Source organism: Methanolobus mangrovi (assembly GCF_031312535.1).
Lineage (GTDB): Archaea > Halobacteriota > Methanosarcinia > Methanosarcinales > Methanosarcinaceae > Methanolobus > Methanolobus mangrovi.
Genome location: NZ_CP133594.1, coordinates 79,358 through 103,885 on the forward strand (window position 1 = coordinate 79,358; position 24,528 = coordinate 103,885).

27 protein-coding genes are annotated in these 24,528 nt (G+C 42.3%); 18 read left to right on the plus strand and 9 right to left on the minus strand.

The genetic code is table 11. From position 1 onward, the window contains the following. Positions 1 to 76 precede the first annotated feature (76 nt). The 4 genes from dnaK (at position 77) to RE476_RS00440 (ending at position 6,172) form a co-directional block, all read left to right on the plus strand. On the plus strand, positions 77 to 1,930 hold the full coding sequence (dnaK, locus tag RE476_RS00425; protein ID WP_309308138.1) for a molecular chaperone DnaK: 1,854 nt from the start codon (positions 77 to 79) through the stop codon (positions 1,928 to 1,930). A 103-nt stretch (positions 1,931 to 2,033) separates the two neighbouring features. Beyond that, entirely contained in the window at positions 2,034 to 3,203 is a 1,170-nt protein-coding gene (dnaJ, locus tag RE476_RS00430) for a molecular chaperone DnaJ (RefSeq protein WP_309308141.1), read from the plus strand. Positions 3,204 to 3,382: 179 nt separating this feature from the next. After that, the gene (gene trkA / locus RE476_RS00435; RefSeq protein WP_309308143.1) at positions 3,383 to 4,717 is read left to right on the plus strand and encodes a Trk system potassium transporter TrkA; all 1,335 of its coding nucleotides are present in this window, start codon (positions 3,383 to 3,385) and stop codon (positions 4,715 to 4,717) included. Between the two features lie 21 nt (positions 4,718 to 4,738). Beyond that, positions 4,739 to 6,172 (plus strand): TrkH family potassium uptake protein, encoded by a 1,434-nt coding sequence (locus RE476_RS00440; protein ID WP_309308145.1) that lies wholly within the window; start codon positions 4,739 to 4,741, stop codon positions 6,170 to 6,172. Positions 6,173 to 6,181: 9 nt separating this feature from the next. Here RE476_RS00440 and RE476_RS00445 read toward each other — a convergent pair whose 3' ends face one another. The 9 genes from RE476_RS00445 to RE476_RS00485 form a co-directional block, all read right to left on the minus strand. Continuing rightward, on the minus strand, positions 6,182 to 7,027 hold the full coding sequence (locus RE476_RS00445) for a class I SAM-dependent methyltransferase (protein WP_309308147.1): 846 nt from the start codon (positions 7,025 to 7,027) through the stop codon (positions 6,182 to 6,184). Between the two features lie 144 nt (positions 7,028 to 7,171). Next, positions 7,172 to 8,386 carry an NAD(P)/FAD-dependent oxidoreductase gene (locus tag RE476_RS00450; RefSeq protein ID WP_309308149.1) on the minus strand — a complete coding sequence of 405 codons (1,215 nt, stop codon included), beginning with the start codon at positions 8,384 to 8,386 and terminating at the stop codon, positions 7,172 to 7,174. Then, positions 8,383 to 8,559, minus strand: coding sequence for a 4Fe-4S binding protein (locus tag RE476_RS00455; protein WP_309308151.1), 177 nt, complete (start codon positions 8,557 to 8,559; stop codon positions 8,383 to 8,385). The genes RE476_RS00450 and RE476_RS00455 overlap by 4 nt, the downstream gene beginning before the upstream one ends. Before the next feature lie 115 nt (positions 8,560 to 8,674). Next, positions 8,675 to 9,310, minus strand: a complete 636-nt coding sequence (gene cofC / locus RE476_RS00460; protein ID WP_309308153.1) for a 2-phospho-L-lactate guanylyltransferase — start codon at positions 9,308 to 9,310, stop codon at positions 8,675 to 8,677. After that, on the minus strand, positions 9,307 to 10,386 hold the full coding sequence (gene cofH / locus RE476_RS00465) for a 5-amino-6-(D-ribitylamino)uracil--L-tyrosine 4-hydroxyphenyl transferase CofH (RefSeq protein ID WP_309309533.1): 1,080 nt from the start codon (positions 10,384 to 10,386) through the stop codon (positions 9,307 to 9,309). Before cofH (RE476_RS00465) ends, cofC begins: the two co-directional genes overlap by 4 nt. 7 nt (positions 10,387 to 10,393) lie before the next feature. Further along, on the minus strand, positions 10,394 to 11,512 hold the full coding sequence (cofH, locus tag RE476_RS00470) for a 5-amino-6-(D-ribitylamino)uracil--L-tyrosine 4-hydroxyphenyl transferase CofH (protein WP_309308155.1): 1,119 nt from the start codon (positions 11,510 to 11,512) through the stop codon (positions 10,394 to 10,396). A gap of 53 nt (positions 11,513 to 11,565) precedes the next feature. Continuing rightward, positions 11,566 to 12,552 (minus strand): 7,8-didemethyl-8-hydroxy-5-deazariboflavin synthase subunit CofG, encoded by a 987-nt coding sequence (cofG, locus tag RE476_RS00475; RefSeq protein WP_309308157.1) that lies wholly within the window; start codon positions 12,550 to 12,552, stop codon positions 11,566 to 11,568. Between the two features lie 60 nt (positions 12,553 to 12,612). Then, a complete protein-coding gene (locus RE476_RS00480; protein WP_309308159.1) occupies positions 12,613 to 13,896 on the minus strand; it encodes a phytoene desaturase family protein in 1,284 nt (427 codons plus the stop codon). Position 13,897: 1 nt separating this feature from the next. Beyond that, the gene (locus tag RE476_RS00485) at positions 13,898 to 14,053 is read right to left on the minus strand and encodes a 4Fe-4S binding protein (protein WP_309308161.1); all 156 of its coding nucleotides are present in this window, start codon (positions 14,051 to 14,053) and stop codon (positions 13,898 to 13,900) included. Positions 14,054 to 14,239: 186 nt separating this feature from the next. Here RE476_RS00485 and RE476_RS00490 point away from each other — a divergent pair, with 186 nt between their 5' ends. From RE476_RS00490 to fpoM, 14 genes are all read left to right on the plus strand, one after another. Further along, complete coding sequence (locus RE476_RS00490) at positions 14,240 to 14,689, plus strand: Lrp/AsnC family transcriptional regulator (protein WP_309308163.1); 450 nt, start codon at positions 14,240 to 14,242, stop codon at positions 14,687 to 14,689. 82 nt (positions 14,690 to 14,771) lie between these two features. Next, positions 14,772 to 15,191 carry a DUF22 domain-containing protein gene (locus tag RE476_RS00495; protein ID WP_309308165.1) on the plus strand — a complete coding sequence of 140 codons (420 nt, stop codon included), beginning with the start codon at positions 14,772 to 14,774 and terminating at the stop codon, positions 15,189 to 15,191. 22 nt (positions 15,192 to 15,213) lie between these two features. Then, complete coding sequence (locus RE476_RS00500; RefSeq protein WP_309308167.1) at positions 15,214 to 15,720, plus strand: hypothetical protein; 507 nt, start codon at positions 15,214 to 15,216, stop codon at positions 15,718 to 15,720. A 404-nt stretch (positions 15,721 to 16,124) separates the two neighbouring features. Next, positions 16,125 to 16,517 (plus strand): F420H2 dehydrogenase subunit FpoA, encoded by a 393-nt coding sequence (fpoA, locus tag RE476_RS00505; protein WP_309308169.1) that lies wholly within the window; start codon positions 16,125 to 16,127, stop codon positions 16,515 to 16,517. Beyond that, a complete protein-coding gene (gene fpoB, locus RE476_RS00510; protein ID WP_309308171.1) occupies positions 16,505 to 17,065 on the plus strand; it encodes a F(420)H(2) dehydrogenase subunit B in 561 nt (186 codons plus the stop codon). The genes fpoA and fpoB overlap by 13 nt, the downstream gene beginning before the upstream one ends. Before the next feature lie 9 nt (positions 17,066 to 17,074). Continuing rightward, positions 17,075 to 17,551 (plus strand): F420H2 dehydrogenase subunit FpoC, encoded by a 477-nt coding sequence (fpoC, locus tag RE476_RS00515; protein WP_309308173.1) that lies wholly within the window; start codon positions 17,075 to 17,077, stop codon positions 17,549 to 17,551. 9 nt (positions 17,552 to 17,560) lie between these two features. Next, complete coding sequence (fpoD, locus tag RE476_RS00520; protein WP_309308176.1) at positions 17,561 to 18,685, plus strand: F420H2 dehydrogenase subunit FpoD; 1,125 nt, start codon at positions 17,561 to 17,563, stop codon at positions 18,683 to 18,685. Between the two features lie 2 nt (positions 18,686 to 18,687). Next, positions 18,688 to 19,719, plus strand: coding sequence for a F420H2 dehydrogenase subunit FpoH (gene fpoH, locus RE476_RS00525; RefSeq protein ID WP_406600969.1), 1,032 nt, complete (start codon positions 18,688 to 18,690; stop codon positions 19,717 to 19,719). Beyond that, positions 19,720 to 20,163 carry a F420H2 dehydrogenase subunit FpoI gene (fpoI, locus tag RE476_RS00530; protein ID WP_091931632.1) on the plus strand — a complete coding sequence of 148 codons (444 nt, stop codon included), beginning with the start codon at positions 19,720 to 19,722 and terminating at the stop codon, positions 20,161 to 20,163. After that, the gene (locus tag RE476_RS00535) at positions 20,148 to 20,426 is read left to right on the plus strand and encodes an NADH-quinone oxidoreductase subunit J (RefSeq protein WP_091931634.1); all 279 of its coding nucleotides are present in this window, start codon (positions 20,148 to 20,150) and stop codon (positions 20,424 to 20,426) included. Before fpoI ends, RE476_RS00535 begins: the two co-directional genes overlap by 16 nt. Further along, entirely contained in the window at positions 20,416 to 20,724 is a 309-nt protein-coding gene (gene fpoJ, locus RE476_RS00540; protein WP_309308180.1) for a F420H2 dehydrogenase subunit FpoJ, read from the plus strand. Before RE476_RS00535 ends, fpoJ begins: the two co-directional genes overlap by 11 nt. Continuing rightward, positions 20,721 to 21,023, plus strand: a complete 303-nt coding sequence (fpoK, locus tag RE476_RS00545; RefSeq protein ID WP_091931638.1) for a F420H2 dehydrogenase subunit FpoK — start codon at positions 20,721 to 20,723, stop codon at positions 21,021 to 21,023. The genes fpoJ and fpoK overlap by 4 nt, the downstream gene beginning before the upstream one ends. 2 nt (positions 21,024 to 21,025) lie before the next feature. Beyond that, positions 21,026 to 23,038, plus strand: a complete 2,013-nt coding sequence (gene fpoL / locus RE476_RS00550) for a F420H2 dehydrogenase subunit FpoL (RefSeq protein WP_309308183.1) — start codon at positions 21,026 to 21,028, stop codon at positions 23,036 to 23,038. Continuing rightward, the gene (gene fpoM, locus RE476_RS00555) at positions 23,038 to 24,525 is read left to right on the plus strand and encodes a F(420)H(2) dehydrogenase subunit M (protein ID WP_309308185.1); all 1,488 of its coding nucleotides are present in this window, start codon (positions 23,038 to 23,040) and stop codon (positions 24,523 to 24,525) included. The genes fpoL and fpoM overlap by 1 nt, the downstream gene beginning before the upstream one ends. Positions 24,526 to 24,528 lie beyond the last annotated feature (3 nt).

The following is a 24,528-nucleotide window of genomic DNA, read 5'->3' on the forward strand; positions in this document are numbered from 1 at the left end:
TCACTTCAAAGGATATCTTCAATATAAATAAAGTACGATTATTAGATTATAGTTAATTCATACATGAGGTAATAAAATGGGAAAAATATTGGGAATTGATTTGGGAACTACAAATTCCTGTATGGCTGTTATCGAGGGAGGAGAACCTACTATTATCCCTAATGCTGAGGGAGGAAGGACTACACCTTCAGTTGTAGGTTTCTCAAAGAAGGGCGAGAAACTGGTTGGACAGGTTGCCAAGAGGCAGCTCATTACCAATTCAGAGAACAGTGTCAGCTCTATAAAAAGACATATCGGAGAGTCTGATTACCGCGTAAAGTTAATTGATAAAGATTATTCTCCTCAGGAAATATCTGCAATGATCCTTCGTAAGTTGAAGGAAGATGCCGAGGCTTACCTTGGAGAAACAATCACACAGGCAGTAATCACTGTTCCTGCTTATTTCAATGACTCTCAGAGGCAGGCTACAAAGGATGCAGGTACTATTGCCGGTCTTGAAGTAATGAGGATTATTAATGAGCCTACTGCAGCAGCTCTTGCATATGGTCTTGACAGGGATGACGAAGATCACAAGATTCTTATCTACGACCTTGGAGGCGGTACTTTTGATGTATCCATCCTTGAGCTTGGCGGGGGAGTATTTGAGGTTCTTTCAACCAGTGGAGATACTCACCTTGGTGGAGATGACTTTGACCAGAGAATTGTAGACTACCTCGTTGAAGAGTTCAAGAGGAACGAAGGTATCGATTTGTCCAAGGACAGGGCAGCACTGCAGCGTTTGAAGGATGCAGCTGAGAAGGCAAAGATCGAGCTTTCAGGTGTAGCTACCACCAACGTCAATCTGCCATTCATCACCGCAGATGCCAATGGACAGCCAAAGCACATTGATATCGATCTTACAAGAGCACAGTTTGAGAAGATGACATCTGATCTCCTTGACAGGACCATGGTATCTGTCAACCAGGCAATGAAAGATGCAAAACTCAGTGCAAAGGACATTGACAGGGTACTTCTTGTGGGAGGTTCTACGAGGATGCCTGCTGTTTCAGAAGCTGTAAAGAAGGCAACGGAAAAGGACCCATACAAGAACATCAATCCTGATGAGGCTGTAGCAGTTGGTGCAGCAGTGCAGGCAGGTGTCCTTGGAGGAGAAGTTCATGATGTACTTCTTCTTGATGTTACTCCATTGACCCTTGGTATCGAAACCCTCGGAGGAGTATCAACACCTCTTATTGAAAGGAACACAACAATTCCAACCAAGAAGAGCCAGGTATTCTCTACTGCAGCTGACAGTCAGCCATCTGTAGAGATTCACGTACTTCAGGGTGAGAGAGGTATCGCATCAGGTAACAAGACTCTCGGAAGATTCACTCTTGACGGTATTCCACCTGCACCAAGGGGTATTCCACAGATCGAGGTTACATTCGATATCGATGCAAACGGTATCCTTCATGTCAATGCAAAGGACAAGGGAACCGGCAAGGAGCAGTCTATCTCTATCCAGAAGCCAGGCGGACTTTCTGATGAAGAAATTGACCAAATGGTAAAGGATGCAGAATTGCATGCTGAAGAAGACAAGAAGCGCAAGGAAGAGGTTGAGGTAAAGAACGAAGCTGAATCTCTTGTAAATGCTGCTGAAAAGACTCTCAAGGAAGCAGATGATATAGCAACTGCTGAGCAAAAATCAAAGATTGAGGCAACTATTGCTGATCTTAAGGCTGCTCTTGAAAGTGGTGATATTGAAGATATCAAGTCAAAGACAGAAGCACTTCAAACAGCTGTCTACGATGTCTCTGCTGCAATGTACCAGAAGGCACAGGAAGAAGCTGCAGCTGCAGCCTCTACATCGGAAGGTTCCGAACCATCTGCAGGCTCTGGTGAGGAGACGATTGTAGATGCGGATTACGAAGTAGTTGATGACGATAAGTAAATATATGTGAATAAAATTCGGGTAAGGTACATTAATGTTTAATGTATCTTACCTATCTTTAGTTTTAATTTTATAATCATCATATTCATAACAGGAATCATCTATGTCCACAACACGCGATTATTACGAAATATTAGGTTTATCCAAGGACGCTACAGAGTCCGAGATAAAAAAAGCTTACCGAAAGCTTGCAATGCAATATCATCCGGACAAGAACAAGGACGATGATGCTGAAGAAAAGTTCAAGGAAATATCAGAAGCGTACGCTGTTCTTTCCGATACTGAGAAAAGAGAGCAGTATGACAGGTTCGGCCATGCTGGTATTGATGGTCGTTATAGCCAGGAAGATATTTTCAGGAATGCGGACTTCGGTGGATTTGAAGATCTTGGGGACATATTTGGAAGCATATTCGGCGGCGGTTTCGGTGGTTTTGGCGGATTTGGTGGTGGACAGAGAAGACAGGGTCCGTCCAGGGGTTCAGACCTGCGTTATGATCTGAGCATTACTCTCGAACAGGCAGCAACGGGTGTTGACACTACTATTAATGTTCCACGGGCTGAGAACTGTGAAACCTGTAGTGGTACCGGCGCAAAAGCAGGTACAACTCCGAAAGTATGTTCAACATGTCGTGGCTCTGGGCAGGTTACACAGGCACGTAATACTCCATTTGGAAGATTCATGTCTACAAGTACATGTAATGCATGTCATGGGCAGGGTGAGATAATTGAAGAGCCATGTCCTGCATGTAAGGGTACTGGCAAGATCAAGAAGGTCCGCAAGATATCTGTTAAAGTGCCAAAAGGTGCTGACAACGGAATTCGTCTCAAGATAAGGGGCGAAGGTGAAGAAGGAAGTCCGGGAGCACCATCCGGAGACCTATATGTGGTTATCCATGTAGAGCCACATGATAAATTCCAGCGTATCGGTAATGATATTCTCTATGAGCAGCCCATATCTTTCTCAATGGCAGCACTTGGCGGAGATGTGATGGTTCCGACACTCCATGGAAAAGTAAAAATGAATATCAAAGCCGGAACCCAGACACATTCTATACTGCGTCTGAAGGGTAAAGGAATGCCTCATCTTCATGGTCATTCGCATGGGGATCAGCTTGTCAAGTTAATTGTCAAGACGCCTACCAAGCTTACTGGTGAGCAAAAAGAACTGCTCCAGAAATTCCAGCAGCTTGAAGGCGGGGCTGATATAAAAAATCCTAAAGGCGGCAAGGGTATCTTTGGAAAGATGAAAGGTGCTTTTGAAGCTGGAATATAGTTCTTTTCCTAATTTCCCTCTATTTTCTTTTTTTGGTCTGATTTTAACTTCATTTTAGAGCAGTTATTTATATTGCTTCGTCAATTATGTGGTAAGCTTTAAAAACCAATAGATATATTATGCGGTTTTGTTTTCAGTATCATGTAATATCCTTATTATGGCCTTTTGAAGGTATAATTATGAAAATCGTAATAATTGGTGCTGGTGAGGTTGGCTATCATATCGCAAAAGCACTCTACCAGACGAACGATGTTGTTGTTATAGACCAGAGCGAAGAAGCATGCGAGCGTGCAGACGAGCTTGATGTTCACGTTTTGCATGGCAATGGTGCCAATGTCTCTATTCTCCAGGATGTTCTTGAGGGAGCCGGCCTATTGGTGGCTGTGACCGGTTCTGATGAGGTTAATATAGTTGCCTGTATGGCATCCAAACTCATTGTCAAGGATAAAGACAGGTTAAAAACGGTGGCCAGGGTCAGTAATCCTGATTACATCGATAAGCCTGTGGCAAAAAGATCTCAGATTGGCATAGATATTATGGTGTGTCCTGAACTGTCTCTGGCTTCTGAAGTTGCCCGGATACTTGCTATTCCTTCTGCCATTGATGCGGATTATTTTGCAGATGGTAAGGTTGAGATGATGGAATTTGTGGTTCCTGATGATCATTATCTTGTGGATAAGCCTATGCAGGAACTCCATCTTGCAAATTGCTGTATTGTGAGTGCTCTTTTCAGGGATTCAGAAGTCATAATTCCACATGGTAAGGATATCATAAAAGGCAATGATCATATTGTTGTCATTGGAAAACCAGCTTCAATGAAAGAAGTGCGTGACATGTTCGGTGAGAAGGTCGGCAAAAGAAGCAAAGTAATGATAATTGGTGGCGGAATTGTAGGTTTCTATCTTGCAAAGCTGGTTGCGAAGAGTGAATTCGATCTGAAGATCATAGAATCTGATAAAGAAAGGTCTGCGGTTATAGCAGAAGAACTTCCTGATGTCCTCGTCCTCAATGGTGATGGAACTGATATCCACCTCTTAAAAGAGGAAGGCGTTTCTGAAATGGATGTTGTCATATCAGTCACTAATAGTGATGAAAAGAACCTTTTATGTTCATTGCTCGCCAAACAGCTTGGGGTGAAAAAAGTCATAGCAAGATCAGATCGGTCTGATTATGTTTCCCTTTTTGAAATGGTTGGTGTGGATAGCGCAGTAAGTCCAAGGCAGGCAACAGTAAATGAAGTTCTAAAACTGACTTTTGGCCAGGGGATTGAATCTATCACGACTATTGAAGGCGAAAAGGCCGAGATCATTGAGTATACCACTTCAAAGAAGTCAAAGATCGTAGGAAAGCCCTTGAAAAATGTGAAATTCCCTGCTGGTGCTATTGTCAGTATGGTTGTACATAAAGGTAATACAGTGGTCCCGCGTGGCGAATATGTTATTGAGGAAGGCGACAGGGTAGTGGTATTTTCCCTGCAGTCTGCAAATGCAGAGGTAGAGAAACTCTTCAAGTGATCATTTATCGGGGTGCAACATTTGAATTACGGTGTCATACTAAATGTCCTGGGGGGACTACTCAGGTTCCTCGGAGCTATAATGCTTGTTCCCTTATTTGTGGCTCTTTATTATGGTGATTCTTTATATCCATTTTTAGCGGCAGTTGTTATAACTGGTTTGACTGGCATCCTGCTTTCGCATTATTATAAGGCTACTGATGAGTGGAAGGCAAGAGAAGGCTTTGCAATTGTTGCATTTGGATGGTTGGCAGCCGCAGTTTTCGGTTCAATTCCTTTCATGGTGGATGGATTCAGTCCAATTAACGCGATATTTGAATCAATGTCCGGTTTCACGACAACCGGAGCTACTGTTCTTCTGGATATAGAGGCTCATTCCCGGAGTATCCTCTTCTGGCGCAGTATGACCCAGTGGATTGGCGGGATGGGTATCATTATGCTCTTCATCGCTATTCTTCCAAAGCTCGGTGTTGCAGGAAGACAGTTGTTCAGGGCAGAGGCTCCAGGTCCTACGGAAGATAAGATCAAACCGCGGATAAGGGAAACTGCAAAGATACTATGGCTGGTATATGTGTTCATTTCCATGATAGAGGTCATAGCCCTTTTACTTGCTAAAATGTCGCTGTATGATGCTATTACACATACTTTCACTACAATGGCATGTGGTGGTTTTTCCCCATATTCTCAAAGTGTAGCATCATTTAACAGTCCTCTTATAGAGGGTATAATTACTCTTTTCATGTTTATCTCAGGGGCTAACTTTGCGCTTCATTACAGGACATTGTACACTGATCGTAAAAGTCTTCTAAAAGATGATGAATTCAAATTCTATTCACTCGTTACTGTTGTTGCAACATTGCTACTAACGTTCAGTCTCTGGAGTGATATGGGGGAAACAGTCCTTACGGCTTTGAGGTATGCTGTTTTCCAGGTAGTTTCCATAATGACTACCACAGGATTTGCAACTGTGGACTTTAATCTGTGGACTGATTCTGCAAAAATAGTACTGCTGGCAGTTATGTTTATAGGTGGGTGTGCCGGTTCAACTTCCGGAGGTATAAAAGTAGTACGATTTCTTTTACTACTTAAATATGCACGACGTGCTTTATTCAAATCCATACATCCACGGGCTGTAAAACCAATAAAACTCAACGAAAAGACCGTTCCCGATGATGTAATGCAGGCAATAGTCTCTTTTGTGGTCATTTACTTTATGATATTTGCTATATCTACAGGCATTCTCTCACTCATGGGAATTGATATTATAAGCTCGATCACATCTTCAATAGCTACACTTGGAAATATAGGTCCTGGATTTGGTCTTGTAGGTCCAATGGCTAACTTTGATGCCGTACCGTTTATTGGAAAAATGGTGCTGATAGCAAATATGTGGATTGGCAGACTTGAAGTATTCACGGTTATTGTTATGCTTACTCCGGAATTCTGGAAACGCTGATATGTTCCTTTATTTATTCGGCTTTCTTGCAATTCCTAGTATATAACCAACATGTTTTCGTGTTGTTCTGTTATTGAACAGTATCCTTTTTCCTTTGTCCAGCTTTGAAAAACGTTTCCGTATTATTTTGCTCAATATCATGCATTTTAGCATGCTATATATTAAGCATGTGATCTTGACAATACCTCCCATGGCTTTAATAGTACTGGTTATGTCCTTTATCTTCTGAAATGGTCTGCGTTGATGTATTCCTATATCTGTGAATCCTGCCTCTTCAAAAAATCGTTTCCATTCATCAGGAGTGTTCATTTTAAAAGGTAATTCGGTTACTTCTGTAAAGATGATCTCAGCTTCATCTATTTTTGTTTTCATCTGAGGTTCAATGGCATTATCTCTGTACATCTCGTTGATGCCAAGAATCCCTCCGACTTTAAGCACACGTATAAATTCATGGAATGCTCTGTCCTTATCAAGGAACTGGGAAACAAATTCTGTAATTACAAAGTCAAATGAATCTTTTCTGAAAGGCAGGTTATATGCATCGCCTATAATGAATTCAGTCATATTTTCAACATTATCATTAATTGCTCTTTGTCGTGCATTCTCTATTGATAGGCTGGCAATGTCCACTCCTACAACAAAGCACCCAGTTTTCTTCGCAAGATGGCATGCACTGAATCCGTTCCCACATCCCACCATCAGCACTATGCTATTCTTATTGATGCTGCATAAATCTGCAAGTTCTTCAGTCGAACGAGGTCCGCCAATGTGAAAATAGGGAACTCCTATGTAGGTCATGAAGTCATAATACTTCATCTTTTCAATTTCAGAAATTGTCAGTTTTCTCTTAACCATTGAACTATTCCTTAGAATATTGCTATTCTAATCTCGGTGGTGACATTTAAAAAAGGTTTGTAAGAAAACGATATATTCAGGAAAAACAGGATGAATGGGTTAAATAAAAAAAGTCAGGAAAAAGTGATAAAAATAATCACTTTTTCAGCGTTCAAAGTCCAGTTCATACTTCACAACGTTCTTGAAAAGTCCTCGCAGGTCCCACAGAAGCTTCTTATTTGCCTTGAAGAGTGCATACAAGAGGTCCAGAAGACTCATGCTCGAAAAGTTCACACCTTCCAATGAATGTGCCAGGGAATTTATTTCCTTGTCTGTAAAGCTGGTGAATGTATTCTTGACTATCAAACTATTATCGATATCGTACCCGATTGTTGTACGCCATTTATCCTCGTATTCTTTAAGTGCCCTGGTTGAAACGTCACCTTTGGATATTGCGTTATATGCAACTTCTCCTGCAATCTTTCCTGCTTCCATTGCATTGATGATGCCTCCGCCTGTTATCGGGTCGGATTGCCTGGCTGCATCTCCTATCAGCATAAGGCCATTGACGATTGTCTTCTCAATTGATCCGCAAACTGGTACTCCTCCGACATCCATTTCCAGGATTCTGGCATTAGGATAGTTCTTTTTGACAAATTCATCCAGATAGTAAATTGCTTTTTTTTCTCCGGATTTGCTGCCAAGAATACCAATTCCAACATTTGCAAGATCATTGCCTTTTGGGAATATCCATACATAGCCTGCTGGAGCGACTTCATTTCCGATGTAGAAATAGCAATAGTTCTGATCGATGCCTGTACCGCTCATCAGATACTGGGCACAGGTTTCAATATCAACAGGTTTGATGGATGTGTCAATACCAGCCCATCTGCCTACTTTAGACTCTACGCCATCTGCGCCTATGACAATTTTAGCTTTGATGTCATATGTTTCTCCAAGGTGCATGACCTTTACACCTTTTACGAAACCATTTTCCATGATAAGGTCAGTTGCTCTTGTTTTGACCATTACCTCTGCACCGGCTTTTGCACTTTCATATGCTAATGCCCTGTCAAAGATCTTACGTTCAAGGACATATCCTACTTCTCCGCCGGCAATCTCTTCTGCCATTTCAATCATGGTTCCGTCGGGTGCATATATGCGGGATCCCTTCACATCTGCACAGATCCAGCGGTGGTCGGGTTCTATATGTTTCCTTAACCATATCTTGCTGACTCCCTCTGCACACCTGACCGGGTCGCCGATTTCCTGCCTTTTTTCTATCATGAGGACACTAAGGCCTTTCTGGGCAGCAGTTTTCGCTGCAATAGAACCTGCAGGACCAGCACCTATAATTATTACATCATACTCGCTCTTCACTTTTTCACCTCAATAGCTCCAACCGGGCAGATCTTAGCGCAGATTCCACAAGATGTGCATGTCTCATTGACTTCTATCCAGGTTTCGACCAATTCAAGCGCGCCAACCGGACATACTCCTACGCATGCACCACAATACCCACATTTGAATTTGTTTACGTTGATGGTCACCATTATCACCTATGATTTGTATGTTTCATCCCTACATTTTGAAGGGAGATATATCTTTCTGATTAAAATTAAAATAATATGATTAAGGGAGCCTTTATAGTATAAGCACTATAAGTGTTTATGCATCGTCAGAGACTGTTATTCTGGCTCTTGCCTTGCCTGTTTCCATGTCAAATCTTTCCATTACGTACTCTCGTGAATTTCCATGTCCGTGAAGCATTATCTCTACAAGGTCATGAGGTTCGTCGATATCTGTACTTAGCAGGAAAGAATCATAAATATATACTGAACATTTCCTTTCTTTTGCTATATTGCAGTGGTTAAGGAAACTTGATCCGTAATATTTAACATGGAAATTGGAAGGGTCCTTTATGAATATGATATTTGTTCCTCCGCCTTTTCCGGGAACTATCACTACGTCTTCAGGTCTTGCGATTATTTCTTTTATATGAATGGCTCTTACAAGGGGGAGATCTGCCATTATTATGAATATGGACTTCTGTTCATGGCTCAGGTATTCATTAATAGCTTCGTTCAGGTCATTTTCATCGAGCACCACATTTGCTTGCAGGTCATTTGGTACTCCATTGTCAAGGGTAGTGAGTATGTCGACCTCATCAATTCCTGCTTCATGAAGGCTACCAACCACGTCTCTTAACATAAGTTCTACGAAATCCTCCCGTTCTTCTTGTGTAAGAGCAGGTGAAAGCCTTGATTTAGCATTTTTCTTTTTGTAGGGGATCAATGCCTTCATGATACTCTCTCGTAAAGCGCATTTCTCTGTTTTGGTGTTCTGCCTGTTTGACGTATCAACCACTCTATTTCAGTTGCTGGGGTGTATTCTCCGTTAGTTCCGCCGGAAGCAACTGTGATCTTGTCTTCCATTAGAGTGCCACCAAGGTCATTAGCTCCGCAGGATAATGCAACCTGTGCAAGTTTTTTCCCAAGCTTCACCCATGCTGCCTGAATATTATCAATGTGTTTATGCAATATTATTCTTGAAATAGCCTGCAACTGGAGATCAGCAATACCTGTGGTCATGAACCTGCCCTGTTGCATCATCTCTTCTCCTATCCTGTTGTTGTATGGCATAAAGGCCATTGGGATAAGCTCGGTAAATCCGCCTGTCCGTTTCTGTATATCGCGGATGGTGAAGATGTGGTCCAGTCTTTCCTCAACAGTTTCAACATGGCCGTACATTATAGTTGAGTTTGTACGGAGACCTGCGTTATGTGAAGCTTCAATGGTATCTATCCATTGCTGTCTTGTCAGTTTGCTTGGGCAGATTATGTTTCTTACACGGTCTACAAGTATCTCTGCAGAAGTTCCGGTCAATGTGCCTACGCCACAGTCCTTCAAAATGGTGCATGCTTCATCGATTGATATTTTATCCATTCCTGCGGCATAGAATACTTCCATTGGTGAAAGAGCATGGATATTCATTGAAGGATAATTTGAACTGATGGTATCAAATATCTCTGTATAATAATCCATGTTGAGTTGCGGGATATATCCTCCCTGGATACAAACCTCTACAGCTCCTGCGTTGTGTGCCCGGCCAACTTCTTCAAGTACTTCCTCAGTTGAAAGCACGTATCCTTCTTTTTCTTTAAAGGCACAAAAACCGCAATTACCTGCACACATATTAGTGAGGTATATATTGCGGTTAACAACATATGTGACATCGTTTCCCACTGCTTTGTAGCGCAGGTCGTCTGCGAGGGAGAAAAGCTCAAAGGGGCTAGCATCCATCAAGGTCATCGCATCTTCTTTGCGAATCTCGCCGGTGTAAGCCCTATCAATAATATCATCCTTAATAACAGAATACATCATTTCCTCAGGCTATTTTGAGTTTCATCTGACTCTGTGTGCTGGTATTGATGATTGGTTTATATGCGGTGTTTCTTTGTAGTGCTTGTCTTCCTGATGAAACAATAAACCATTCCAATTCCTGTGCGGACATGAACTGGCCATTTGTTGAACCGGCTGAACTGGATATTTTTTCTTCCATCAGTGTTCCTCCAAGATCATTGACTCCGCAGAACAGAGCTACCTGAGCAAGTTTCTTTCCAAGCTTGACCCAGCTTGCCTGAATGTTCTTTATATGGGTATTAAGTATTATGCGTGCAAGGGCATATAATTGCAGATCTTCTATACCAGGAGTTGCATACCTTCCGGCCTTTATCATTTCATTGCCTACTTTGTTATTATAGGGCATAAAGGTCAATGGCACAAATTCGTGGAAGCCTCCGGTTTCTTTCTGGATCTCCCTTATTATCATTATGTGGTCAATACGTTCTTCGACCGTTTCAATGTGCCCGTACATAATGGTTGCAGTTGTGCTTATTCCTGCTTTATGAGCTTTAGTGATGACATCTACCCATTCGTCAGTTTTGAGTTTGCTGGGACAGATTATCTTCCTTACTCTGTCAGACAGTATCTCTGCAGCAGTTCCTGGCATGGTATCCAGTCCTGCATCTTTGAGGCGCATGAGGGCTTCTTCAACAGTTATGTTACTCTGTTTTGCAGCGTGGTACACTTCCATAGGTGAGAATGCATGTGTATGGATGTGTGGGAATTCTGCTTTTACAGCTTTTATTATGTCTGTGTAGAAGTTAATGTCTACATTAGGGAGTAATCCTCCCTGAATGCAAACTTCTGTTGCTCCAAGGCTTTCTGCTTCTCTTACTTTTTCAAGTATTTGTGGAATCTCCAATATATATCCTGTATTATCCTTGAATGCACAGAAACCGCATGTACCCATACATCTGTTTGTAAAGTTTATGTTGCGGTTAACTACGTAGGTCACAGTATCTCCTACTGTTTCCTGACGTAACCTGTCAGCAAATTCGAAAAGTTTGAACGGAGGTATCGTCAAAAGAAAAAGTGCGTCTTCCTTTGTGGTCATACCTTCATATGCACGTTCAATAATGTCATCTGGGATAGTAGGGTTCATGTTTTTCTCCGATACTTATCTTTTGTATTTAAATTGTATGCCCCAATCGGAACTCATGTTTTCCGATAACCCTCTTCGTCTGAAAGATCATTTATAAGGTCTTTCAGAGTATCGCTGTACCAGCCTTTTTTAATGTACTGTGGATATATCGGCAACCTTTCTTTTAGTGAGACTTCGTGAACCATTTCATTTAGTTCCGATACACTGGGCCATTCTGCCTCCGGATTTATCCAGTCAATGGTTGTCGGGGAAATTCCTCCAAGGTCATTGGCACCACATTGTATCAACAGATGAGGGTCAATAAGATTCGGTGCAACCTGGATGGCGACGTCATTCGGAAGAATTTCCCTGGCTATCAATATAACCTGCATCATTTCCTCTTCGGTAGGTGCAGCCACTTTTGCCATCAAGGTATCCGGTTTGGGTGTGAAGTTCTGTATGATCACTTCCTGTATGTGGCCATACTCTTCGTGTAATTCTGCAATAGACAACAGGGAATTGATCCTGTCGTCAAGGGTTTCGCCAATACCTACAAGTATGCCCGTTGTAAAAGGAATGTGCAGCTCTCCTGCATAACGTATTGTCTTGATTCTCCTGGAAGGTTCTTTTCCCGGTGATCCTTCATGAGCAGCAATATATGCAGTTGTTTCAAGCATCAGACCCATACTGGAATTTAAGGGTTTTAGTTTTTCCAGTTCCATATAGTTCAATACGCCTGCATTGGTGTGTGGTAAAAGCCCTATGTCGATTGCAATTTTACAGAGTTCGCAAATATAATCTACTGTACTGGAATAGCCAATATCCTTTAACCATTCCTTATACTGTGGAATTTCTTCCGCATATTCCCCAAAAGTAAAAAGAACCTCTGTGCATCCTGCTTTTTTCCCCTGCTCAAGGATTGGGATTATCTCCTCTATCTGCATCAGTTGTGCCTGCGGATCGTCGGGCTCACGCCTGAATGTGCAGTATGTGCATTTATTCCTGCAAACATTTGTTACAGGTACGAAGACATTTCGGCAAAATGTGACAAATTCATCCATTGTTAATTCCTTGACGTAACAATTACATAAGTTTAATCAATTTTGAGGCTTTTATAAAGGTTATTTTATCATAAGTTCCTGCATACAATTCTTAACTCCAAGTGCAATACCCTCCACTTCAATACCGCCCTTACCTTTTGCTCCATCTCCTACCACATATAGGTTTGGTATTGGTGTTTTATTTTTAAGGTCTGCACCGGAGGGTGATCTATTAACAGGCCATTCATTTGAATATGATTGTATAAGAAGTACTTCATATTCTTTTCCTGCGAAAATATCTTTTAGGTCCTCAAGTCCCAATTCGATCTCATTCTCAAGATCATCCATATCTTTCCAGTGAACACATTGGTGAGCCATTGTAAGATGTTTTCCCTCAGGGGCCAGTTCCGGGTCAATGTTAGTTACCTCATTTATCCCGTTCACTCTTCTGGCATAAGGTGTGAGAAGTACCCCTCCGTGTCCTATGAGCGGTTTGTCAGAGCTGAGGCATATTTTGATTCCTGCAGAAGGTTTCAGGTTATCTGATGTGTGTGCATAATCATCCATTCCGGTAATGCCTGTATTTTCGCCTATCATATGGGATGTGGCGGCGTGTCCTATGTCACTGATCACAATGTCTGTGAGATGCTCTTCTCCATTAACAAGAACGCCTTTAACGTTTCCATTTTCTATTTTAAGGCCTGTGACTTCTGAAGATGTGTGTATTTTTCCTCCGTTGGACTGGATCACGCCTGTGAGTGCATCTGTTATTGCCTTACATCCTCCCATTGGTACTCCTGGTCCGCCAAAATGGTAGAGATTTTCAATAATTGCAAAAGCTTCCTCTACAGGCACATCTGCAGCCTTCAGGCTGAGGGCCCAACCAAAGAATGAATCGGAGATTCGATATGTCCAGTCCTGGTCGATATGTTCTTTACACCACTGTTCGAAGGATTTGCCTGATGGGGGGTTTTTACGGGTGCTAATGACATAATATATCAGTTTGATACGGTTAAATAAAGTGAATGGAGTTCTGAAGTTCTCGAAAAGAAGGTCCTTATGGCCGTACTTATAATCCGTGTCGCCTCTTTTTCTTGGAATCCTGATCACTGAAACAGGTTTTCCACGTACTATCTTCACATTTGCCCCGATCTCTTCAAGAAGTTGCGCGAGAGGTCCGGAGGGTCCGTGTGGAAGCATATGTAATGCGCCGGTGCTCAACTGGAAACCTTTGTATGGTATATTGGTGAACCTCCCGCCTATTATCGGAAGACGTTCAAAGACCTCTACTTCATATCCTGCATTTGAGAGTTTAGCTGCGCTCAAAAGCCCTCCAAGTCCGGAACCGATAATTATTGCTTTCATCCTATGCCTCTATTGCTTTAACCGGACAGTATGGGATACATGCTCTGCAGTCTACACAGGCAGTGGTCATAATTGCCTTTCCTCTAACTTCAATAGCATCAAATTTACAAAAGGCAGTGCATTGGCCGCATCCTACACAGTTTTCGTTTACTTTCATAGTATATTCACCGGATTTGATTGTATAACGTTTTCAACAATAAAAAGCCTTATTGTTCTTTATTTGATTTTATCTTTGACAGAATGGCATTTTCCGGATGGTATTATTTGAAGTAAATGACACATTTTATTCATATCCTGCTTCAAACAGAAATATTTATTATTATAGACTGATAATTATATTTGCATGGATGAAGTTGACCTTGCGATACTAGAACGCCTTTGCAAGAATTCGAGGATGCATAGCACAGAAATTGCAACAGATCTTGATCTGGCGACATCTACGGTACATAAAAGAATAGAAAAGATGCGTGAAACAGGTACAATTCACGAGTTTACGGTTAAGGTGGACACTGGGGAGGTTGGCCTGAATGTTACAACCTTCATAGGAGTCAATATTGAGCAGAACAAAAGGATCAATATAATAAATCGTTTGAAAAGCATTGATGATATATTAGAGATCTATGAATTACTTGAGCCATATGATATGCTGCTGAAAGTAAGGACATTTGATATCCATTCGCTGAAGGAGAATGTTTTGCAGGTACTTGGGAATATGGATGGCATAAAGGATTCCCAAAGTATTCTGACGACCAAGTGCCATAAGGAAAAAAGTTGCACGATCCTTAAGAAGTAGTGAATTTTTATAATGATTATTCATTACAGATATGCGTAATTTATATATAGTTACAGGTCAGTTTTTGTCTTAGGTGTTCTCTATGAAGAAAGAAGTAATCCAAGTTGTCTCCAGGGAAAATGGGGAATTGGCATCTAAGCAAGTAAAGGCTGCACCATATGAATTTACCATTGCCACCCGTGCAAAATGGGAAATGGTGATTTCTAATGAGGATACTGAGATACGTGCAGGTGAATTCAAAAAAGTCAATGTAAAAGAAATACACCTGGATCCTGATATGGTTGCTCTTCCATGTACTTTCACTCACCATGCAGTTGTTTCACTGGTCAAGGTAGGCGCAAAGGGAGGTGCCAAACCGGTTGACAGTGAGCGTGTAATAAACTCTGCATATGTATTGGGTCAGGAATCTGGTAGAGTCAGGGAAGGTGATTTGCTGGCAGTACTTAATATCTTCCCAATAATGTTCACTCGTGAGGCTATGACTCCAAAATCCCTTAGATAAATAAAAAGAGGATGGTGTTCTTATGGAAACTTGTCTTATATGTGGGGAACTTCAGGACTTCAAACACTATGAAGGGTACAATATCTGTACTACCTGTGTAGATATTATGGAAGATGTTATGGGGGAGTATCTGCTTCGTACCATCTGGAAAAGTGAGCCAAAGGCACACAGTGCTTACCTGAATTATCTCAATAATACTACAAGATATATTTCAGATTATAAGAAAATCTCACAGAAATCCAACAAGCATACAAAAGAGGTTAGTGCCCGTGTTTCAGATGTGCTTGTGAATGGCAGTGATCATCCTTCAAAAAGGCGTTATTTTGAGCACATGCAAAAAGTCCTTGAATGGCTGGAAGAAACACCGCACTTTTATCACTACTATTTCAAGGATTATTATGTGTGTCCAACATGTAACGCTTCTATCTTTGAGAAATACACCCGCAGGGATGTGGGTGATTGGATGGTGGTTTCATGTTCTGAATGTGATACTGTCATTAAGAAGTATTTCTCTCCAAAAAGCGTTTAAACGCTTTTTTTTATTATTTAGATAAGTGGTATTCTCTTTTTTGCATATGGCTGATATATTTAATTTTATGATTTATCTGACAAAACATGTATTTTAGATATCTTGCTAATAGCCAACCTTTTCATATAGATAAATGTTGAAACTTTCTATTATTCTGCAAGCTTTCCCTGTTTCTCTCATATTATCTTTTTGTTCGCTGTGCAGGCTTTCAACATCGTAATTAAGACAATTTAAATATAATGAATTATTATCAATTACTAGCCAACACTATCTATTGAAAAATATATCAACAGATATTGTTTATCTATGTACATGTATTTAAGATGTATTTGTATCAGACCCTTACACGAAGGTGTTTTATACAAATAGTCTATCTACCTTTATAACTTTCAGGAGAATAGTTTATGTCAGGAATAATCGATATTAGTAACATAGCCAATAGTTACATACCGGTTGCAATAATTCTCATTGTGGCACTAGTGATGCCTCCTATAACAATGCTTATCATTAAAGTGTTGAGTCCGAGGAGTAAAGCATCAGCAAAGTACACGACATATGAAGCTGGTTCCTTACCTATAGGAAATGCCAGAATACAGTTCAATGTCGAATACTATCTTTATGCCATTGCTTTTGTTCTCTTTGATATTGAAGTCCTTTTCCTTTATCCCTGGACTGCAATTTTCAAAGGACATGATATCACTTATATCGCAACCGTTGAAATGTTAGTCTTTATTTTTGTTGTATTGTTTGGCTACGTTTATTTGATCAAGAAGGAGGCTCTTAAATGGATGAAATAGAGCAGACGAATGTCGAACAAAATGATGTCTTAGACGTTGGATATACTGACGTTCCAGGCACGATGCTTACCGACTCAAATGCAATCTGTGATTTCATTAAGAAAACAAAGATCCAGGATGTTCTCAACTGGGGTCGTAAGAACTCTTTATGGTTCATGGTAAATGCAATGGGTTGTTGTGGAGTAGAGCTGCTTGCTACAGGTATGGCTCACTACGATACTGACCGTTTCGGTATTATCCCACGTAACTCCCCAAGACATGCTGATGTATTGATCATCAGTGGTTATGTAACAAAGAAGTACCTTCCTGCTTTGAAGAGGATCTGGGACCAGATGCCTGCACCAAAGTGGGTTATATGCTTTGGAGACTGTGCGATAAGCGGCGGTCCTTTCTATGAATCATACAGCACTCATCAGAACGTTGATGAGGTATTCCCTGTAGATGTTTTCGTTCCGGGATGTCCTCCAAGATGTGAAGCTCTGATCCAGGGATTTGTTGAGCTCCAGAAAAAGATCGAAGCAAAGAAGGACAAAGGTACTGATTATTGAGGTGAATTGATGGACGCTAATTCTATTATCTCTTCACTTACAGGCAAGTTCCCTGAAGACATCTATGATGCAGATATCGAGTCTGACATAAGGATTATTGCCAAAGTGAAGCCAGAAAACGTAGTGGAAGTATGCCGCTACCTCAAAGAAGACCTGTCTTTCGGACACCTCTGCTGTGAATTCGGAGCAGACTATCCGGACAGGAATGAGATCGAAGTAATATATGTAATAGGTTCCTACGAACACCCGGTCGTCCTTGCTATGAAGGCAATCCTTCCAAGGGACGCTCCAGAGGTTGAATCCGTGGTACCTGTTTACTGGAATGCGAACTGGTACGAAAGAGAAACGTACGAACTGTTTGGTGTGAAGTATCTTAACCACCCTAACCTTAAACCTCTTGTACTTCCACAAGAGATGCTAGGCGAGTGGCCACTGCGTAAGGACTACAAGGGCTTCCCCAACAAGACAGCTAAGAATTTGGTGTGAGGGTTAAATATGGATGAAACAGTTGGACCTTCTGAAATGATAGTACACCTTGGCCCGCAACACCCCATGATGCCAGGACCATTCAGGCTGAATGCGAAATTGAGGGGTGAGACCGTTGTGGACTCCGAGGTAGAGATGGGCTGGATCCACAAAGGAATTGAAAAGATCCTTGAAAGCAAGACATATCTTCAGGGTATTACCATTGTGGACAGGATATGCTACCTTGCAGCAATGACCAATGAAGAAGCATATGTTGGTTGTGTTGAGAAACTTGCAGGTATCGAGGTGCCTGAAAGAGCACAGTATATCCGTGTAATTATGGAAGAACTTTCAAGATTGCAGAGCCACCTGCTTGGTATGGGTGAATATGCATCCTTTGTTGGTTTTGTAAGTATGTTCATGTATACCATCAGGGACAGGGAAGATGTCATGTCTCTTATTGACTCTGTCACAGGAGCACGTGTCACACACAGTTTCCTGCGTTATGGCGGTGTAAAGGACGACCTGCCTGAAGGATTCAAGGACGATGTAAAATATGTCTTTGGAAACCTGAGAAAGGCTATTGATAATTATGAAGAGCTGTACAGGACCGATGCGATCTACAAGGCAAGAACTAAGGGTATAGGTGTTCTTACCGCAGATGTTGCAAAGGATCTCGGTGTATCAGGACCACCACTTAGGGCAACAGGTGTTGCTTTTGATATCCGTAAGGATGAACCTTACCTTGTCTATAAGGACCTTGATTTCAAGGTATGTACACAGACAGATGGTGACGTCTACGCAAGAATCCAGGTACGTCTGGATGAGATGCGTGAAAGTATGTACATCATAGAACAGTGTCTTGACCAGATCCCTTCAGGACCTATCTTCCCGGAGGATACTCCGTATGGAAAGAGGTCACCTGTAATGAGAGTTCCAGCCGGAGAGGTTTTCCACCGTGTTGAGGACCCAAGAGGAGAAATGGGATTCTATATGGTATCCGATGGATCGGACAAACCATATCGTGTAAAGATAAGAGGACCTGTGTACCCTACCCTTCAGACACTACCACCATTGATAAAAGGCGTGACAGTTGCTGATATAGTAGCAATTGCCGGTAGTATGGACACATGTACCAGTGAGGTTGACAGGTGATCATGATGGATATAGAAGCAATAATCTATAATCCTCTTCTAAGAGGTATCCTGGGATTATGTATCATGGGTGCCGTTTTTGGTGGAGCCTGTGTCGCTGTCTGGTTCGAGCGTAAACTCTCTGCTGATGTACAGCAGAGGTATGGTCCTATGAGAGTAGGTCCTCACGGATTACTTCAGCTCGTTGCTGATGCTATCAAGTTGTTCACGAAAGAAGATATCATACCTAAGAATGCTGACAGGATACTATTCGTTTCAGCACCAATTCTTCTTATGGGATCTGTTTTCCTGATGCTTGTGGCAATGCCTTTTGGTGCTATCATTATAGATGGCGAGAGCTATGTGATCGCAGCAACTGAGATGGATATAAGTGTCCTTTACATTGAGGCCATGTCCGCAATTTCCATTATCGGTATTTTCATGGTTGCATACAGTGCAAATAACAAGTATTCTGTTCTTGGAGCTTTCAGGAACTTTGCACGTATGATCGGATACGAAGTTCCTCTTGGTATCTGTATTGTAAGTGTTGCCATCATGGCAGGTTCACTTAATATAGTGGATATCGCTGAGGCTCAGAGCCCTCTGTGGTTCATAATAATGCAGCCTCTGGGAGCTATTGTATTCTTCATTGCTCTTATGGCTGATATGGGTCGTCTTCCTTTTGACCAGAACGAGTCCGAGGAAGAGCTCATCGCAGGTTGGATGACCGAGTACACAAGTATGAGATTCGGTTACTGTTTCTTTGCAGAATATATTCACCTGATCCTTGGTTCAATGCTTGTAGTACTATTGTTCCTTGGTGGATGGAATCTACCTGCATTCCTGACCGATATAACTATCCTTGGTATAATCCTTCCAACAGTGTTCTTCCTGTTGAAGGTAGCTCTGGTGATACTCTTTATCATTATGATCAGATGGGCTGTTCCAAGGTTCAGGATCGATCAGGTAGTAGACCTGAGCTGGAAAAAACTTCTACCATTGTCCCTTCTTAACCTCGGATGGGTTATCGGACTTGGTCTGCTGGGGGTATACTAAATGGTTATTAAAAATATTATAACAGCAGTAAAGAATATTTATTTCGGCCCTCCTGTTACAAGAATGTGTCCGGAAGTACCAACAAAACTTTCAGACAGGTTCAGGGGTTTACAAAAACTGGATAAGACCAAATGTATAGGTTGTGGAATATGTGCCAACACATGTCCAAATAATGCTATTAAGATAGTCAGGGCACGTATCAACCCGGACAGCGACAAGCAGAGATGGTTCCCTGCAATAGATATCGGTCACTGTCTGTTCTGTGGTCTTTGTATTGACCAGTGTCCAAAGGACGCACTTGAAAGCACAAAGGTATACCTAACAGGTGTGATCCGCTGGAACCATGAGGATCTTCTCTTCACACCAGACATGCTGGCAAGGGAAGTTGACATAAATGCTGAGGCAGAAGCCGGTGAGGAGGTGAGCAGATGGACCCCACAATAGGCTCGATAATTGAATTGCTGATATTTGTGATCCTGGCTCTTATATCAATAGTGTTCGCAGTATTCGTAGTAACAGCTAAGGATGTAGTAAGGGCAGCTATTGCACTTGTAGTGACAATGTTTATCATTGCAGCTTTTTACATAATGCTCAATGCACAGTTCCTTGGTGTTGCCCAGGTACTGGTGTACATCGGTGCAGTAGGTGTATTGATACTGTTCGCTGTAATGCTTACTAAGAAGGAGTTTGGTACAGATGCTGAATAAAGAAATATCATTCACAGCAATGGATATTGCTACATCTGTGTATGACTACTTCAAACCACGTATACTTGGAATGATAATTGCTGCACTGTTCATGACAATAATGATAGTGACAATTTTCTTCACAAGCTGGCCTGCAATAGAACAACTCCCTCAGAACATTGAGGATCAGAGTAACATTGAGGCTATCGGAGTTATGATCTTCACTGATTTCGTGGTTCCGTTCGAAATAATGTCCATCGTGTTGTTATCCTCATTGATGGGTGCTATCTACATGGCAAAAGGAGATGATGGCAAATGATACCAGTCGCACTTTATCTTGCTGTTGCAGCAGTCATATTCTCCATAGGTCTCTATGGACTGATGACACAGCGCAGTGGTATTCGTATTCTCATGTGCGTGGAACTCATGCTCAATGCTGCTAACCTTAATCTTGTGGCATTCTCAAGCTACCATGATGATCTTACAGGACAGGTATTTGCACTGTTCTCTATCGCACTGGCAGCCTGTGAGGCAGCGATCGGCTTTGCTATACTGATGGCCCTTTACAGAATGAAGGATACGATCAGTCTTGACCATATTAACATACTGAGGTGGTAAAAATGGCAGTAGAAGATTTAGCATTCTTAATACCACTCCTGCCTGCACTTGCCTTTGTGCTTACCTTCTTCTTTGGGAAGAAGTTGCCAACCGGCGGTGCAATAATTCCAATAGTAGCTATTGCAACATCATTCGTGATATCACTATTAGTTACATTGAACCTGCTTGCAAATCCTGAAGAAGTTGTGAGCCAGTCATACAGCTGGTTTGCCATGCTCAACATAGGTATCCTTGTTGACCCACTGGCAGCAGTCATGCTTACAATGGTAACATTCGTAAGTCTGCTAATCCACATCTATTCAACAGGTTATATGTCACATGACAAAGCACCTTCCAGGTACTTTGCTGAGACCGCTTTGTTCACAGCTTCAATGCTTGGTCTGATCCTTTCAGACAACATCCTCCAGCTCTTTATTTGCTGGGAACTTGTGGGTGTCTGTTCATATCTTCTCATTGGATTCTGGTTTGAGAAGCCATCCGCTGCAACAGCAGCAAAGAAGGCTTTCCTGACAACCAGGATCGGTGACGTTATGTTCCTTACAGGTATAATTGTCCTGTTCGCAGACCTCTACAAGATTTTCAATGGTGCCATCCCTGATGGTGTCTTTATACTCAGGTTCGATGAGATATTTGCTCACATCCCTGAAATTGCAGCGATCAACTCCACTATCTTTGGAATGGAGGTCAGCCACATCACATTGATAACACTCCTGTTCTTCGGTGGTGCTGTTGGTAAGTCAGGTCAGTTCCCACTCCATGTGTGGCTTCCTGATGCAATGGAAGGTCCAACAACCGTTTCAGCTCTCATACACGCAGCAACAATGGTTACAGCTGGTGTCTATCTGGTAGCAAGGACATTCCCAATGTTCATCGCAGCTCCGGACTCACTCATGGTTGTAGCATACGTAGGTGCATTCACTGCATTGTTCGCAGGAACAATGGGTATCGTGATGAACGACCTTAAGCGTGTACTTGCATACTCCACCGTAAGTCAGCTCGGTTACATGATGCTCGGTCTCGGTGTAGGTGCAGCAGTAGGTGCTGAAGCAGTCGGTATATCTATCTTCCACCTGATCAACCACGCATTCTTCAAGGCTCTTCTTTTCCTGTGTGCAGGTAGCGTAATTCACGCAGTAGGTACACATGACATGAGACAGCTTGGAGGCGTTGCAAAGGTAATGCCAATAACTGCAGCAACAATGATCATCGCATCACTGGCGCTCACAGGTATGGGTATCCCTGGTACATCTATCGGTACAAGTGGTTTCTTCAGTAAGGATGCTATCATCGAGAGCGCATACCTCTTTGGAGAATCTACCGGTACATGGCTGCCATACTTCTTCTCAATTGCAGCAGCTCTGCTTACTTCACTGTACATATTCAGGCTTGTCTTTATGACCTTTTATGGAAAACCACGTACAGATTATGGAGGACACGAGTCCCCTGCATCAATGACGATCCCACTGTCAATACTTGCACTGTTTGCACTGATCTTTGGTGGTCTTACCGCAGAGAGGTTCAACACATTTGTAAGTGAGACATTCGTGAACAATTTCGTACACATGGACATCCATGAACTCGCAACACTTGGTGGTTATCACCTTGCAGAACATGCAGGACATGAACCATTGCTTGTACTCTGGATGCCACTGATCGTAGCACTTGCCGGTCTGGTAATTGCCTATCTGGTATACGGACTTAAGATCGTCAACATGGACAGCCTTGTTTCAAGGAACAACCCAATTTACAAACTCCTGTACAACAGGTACTACCAGAACTCTCTGTTCACCAATTTCATCTCTGTCAAGGTCATCTACGAAGGATTCGCCTTTGCAGGACGTGCAGTTGACAGAGGATTTGACTGGATGACCAAATGGTTCAGCGATGTGACACTGGATGCTGGTGAATCCCTGCGCCAGTTCCAGACAGGAGCAGTACAGAATTATGCCACAGCAGTAATAACCGGAGTAAGTCTTCTGGTGATTCTTGTTAAAGTGGTAATGGAGGTACTCTAATGATGCCGATACTTTCAATGATCGTGCTGATACCTCTGATATTCGCAGCACTCGCATTATTCACAAAAACAAAGGAACAGGCAAGAGCAATAGCCCTTGCAGGTACTGTTATCGTACTGTTGCTTACAGTCTACATGTACTTTAACTTCGACAGCACTATAGCAGACAATCAATTCGAGGAACTTTCACAGTGGGTGCCTTCCCTTGGAATATCCTACCACCTCGGTGTTGACGGGATCTCAATGCCATTGATACTTCTCAATGCAATTGTACTTCCACTTCTCGTTCTCTTTACATGGAACGATGAGAGAAAATCACCGAACAAGTTCTACGCATTCATACTTGCAACAGAGGGTGCAGTAATTGGTGTATTCACCGCACTGGACTTCTTCCTGTTCTACATATTCTGGGAACTTACACTCGTACCGCTCTTCTTTATGGTGAGCATATGGGGAGGACCCAACAAACACCACGCAGCAATTAAGTTCTTCATATACACACACGTGGCGTCCCTTGTGATGCTTCTGGGTATATTCGGACTTTACTTCGCAGCATGGGACATGACAGGAACCCCAAGCCTTGATATACCATATCTTCTGGGACAGTTCCAGTTCATTGAATCCGGAATTGCAAAGGACATGATATTCCTTGCACTGCTCTTCGGTTTCATTGTGAAGATCCCAAGTTTCCCATTCCACTCATGGCAACCAGATGCATATACTGAGGCACCAACTGCCGGCAGCGTGCTCTTTGTCATGCTTAAGATCGGTGGATATGGTCTCTTTAAGGTCATGCTTCCAATGTTGCCATTCACAGCATCACCAAACCTGATGATCACCATCATGGCAGTCCTTGGTTCTGTAAGTATAATTTACGGTGCATTCCTTGCACTCTCACAGAAGGACCTCAAGAGAATGGTTGCATATTCCAGTGTAAGCCACATGGGCTACGTAACACTCGGTGCAGCCGGTCTGGTATCACTCTCCGTTTCCGGAGCAATGTTCCAGCAGTTCTCACACGGACTTATCATGAGCATTATGTTCATGGCATGTGGAATTATCAACAACACAACAGGTACAAGGATCATCAACGACCTTGGCGGTCTTGCACAGAAGATGCCAAAACTGGCAGTCATTATGGTAATGACCTTCATGGCATCCCTTGGACTTCCTGGTCTCAGTGGTTTCATTGCAGAGGTCTCTGTACTTGCAGGAAGCTTCGTGAACCTGCCATCATATGTGATGATCGCAGTATCAGCTATCGTGATAACAGCAGCATATCACCTGTGGGCTCTCCAGAGGGCAATGTTTGGTGTCTATAACGAGAAACTCGGTACAGTAACAGATATCAATGGTTATCAGACACTTTCAATGGGAATCATTGCAATACTCATACTGTACTTCGGACTTAATCCAAGCCCGGTGCTTGAAATGATGTTGACAAACTCAGATCAGATAGTCAGCCTTATGGCTGTAATGGGGGTGTAAGGT

Bases quoted from the DNA above. Each gene is read 5' to 3' on its own strand.
- dnaK (WP_309308138.1), top strand. From the start codon at position 77: ATGGGAAAAATATTGGGAATTGATTTGGGAACTACAAATTCCTGTATG.
- dnaJ (WP_309308141.1), top strand. From the start codon at position 2,034: ATGTCCACAACACGCGATTATTACGAAATATTAGGTTTATCCAAGGAC.
- trkA (WP_309308143.1), top strand. From the start codon at position 3,383: ATGAAAATCGTAATAATTGGTGCTGGTGAGGTTGGCTATCATATCGCA.
- RE476_RS00445 (WP_309308147.1), bottom strand. From the start codon at position 7,027: ATGGTTAAGAGAAAACTGACAATTTCTGAAATTGAAAAGATGAAGTAT.
- RE476_RS00455 (WP_309308151.1), bottom strand. From the start codon at position 8,559: ATGGTGACCATCAACGTAAACAAATTCAAATGTGGGTATTGTGGTGCA.
- cofC (WP_309308153.1), bottom strand. From the start codon at position 9,310: ATGAAGGCATTGATCCCCTACAAAAAGAAAAATGCTAAATCAAGGCTT.
- cofH (WP_309309533.1), bottom strand. From the start codon at position 10,386: ATGTATTCTGTTATTAAGGATGATATTATTGATAGGGCTTACACCGGC.
- cofH (WP_309308155.1), bottom strand. From the start codon at position 11,512: ATGAACCCTACTATCCCAGATGACATTATTGAACGTGCATATGAAGGT.
- cofG (WP_309308157.1), bottom strand. From the start codon at position 12,552: ATGGATGAATTTGTCACATTTTGCCGAAATGTCTTCGTACCTGTAACA.
- RE476_RS00480 (WP_309308159.1), bottom strand. From the start codon at position 13,896: ATGAAAGCAATAATTATCGGTTCCGGACTTGGAGGGCTTTTGAGCGCA.
- RE476_RS00485 (WP_309308161.1), bottom strand. From the start codon at position 14,053: ATGAAAGTAAACGAAAACTGTGTAGGATGCGGCCAATGCACTGCCTTT.
- RE476_RS00490 (WP_309308163.1), top strand. From the start codon at position 14,240: ATGGATGAAGTTGACCTTGCGATACTAGAACGCCTTTGCAAGAATTCG.
- RE476_RS00495 (WP_309308165.1), top strand. From the start codon at position 14,772: ATGAAGAAAGAAGTAATCCAAGTTGTCTCCAGGGAAAATGGGGAATTG.
- RE476_RS00500 (WP_309308167.1), top strand. From the start codon at position 15,214: ATGGAAACTTGTCTTATATGTGGGGAACTTCAGGACTTCAAACACTAT.
- fpoA (WP_309308169.1), top strand. From the start codon at position 16,125: ATGTCAGGAATAATCGATATTAGTAACATAGCCAATAGTTACATACCG.
- fpoB (WP_309308171.1), top strand. From the start codon at position 16,505: ATGGATGAAATAGAGCAGACGAATGTCGAACAAAATGATGTCTTAGAC.
- fpoC (WP_309308173.1), top strand. From the start codon at position 17,075: ATGGACGCTAATTCTATTATCTCTTCACTTACAGGCAAGTTCCCTGAA.
- fpoD (WP_309308176.1), top strand. From the start codon at position 17,561: ATGGATGAAACAGTTGGACCTTCTGAAATGATAGTACACCTTGGCCCG.
- fpoH (WP_406600969.1), top strand. From the start codon at position 18,688: ATGATGGATATAGAAGCAATAATCTATAATCCTCTTCTAAGAGGTATC.
- fpoI (WP_091931632.1), top strand. From the start codon at position 19,720: ATGGTTATTAAAAATATTATAACAGCAGTAAAGAATATTTATTTCGGC.
- RE476_RS00535 (WP_091931634.1), top strand. From the start codon at position 20,148: ATGGACCCCACAATAGGCTCGATAATTGAATTGCTGATATTTGTGATC.
- fpoJ (WP_309308180.1), top strand. From the start codon at position 20,416: ATGCTGAATAAAGAAATATCATTCACAGCAATGGATATTGCTACATCT.
- fpoK (WP_091931638.1), top strand. From the start codon at position 20,721: ATGATACCAGTCGCACTTTATCTTGCTGTTGCAGCAGTCATATTCTCC.
- fpoL (WP_309308183.1), top strand. From the start codon at position 21,026: ATGGCAGTAGAAGATTTAGCATTCTTAATACCACTCCTGCCTGCACTT.
- fpoM (WP_309308185.1), top strand. From the start codon at position 23,038: ATGATGCCGATACTTTCAATGATCGTGCTGATACCTCTGATATTCGCA.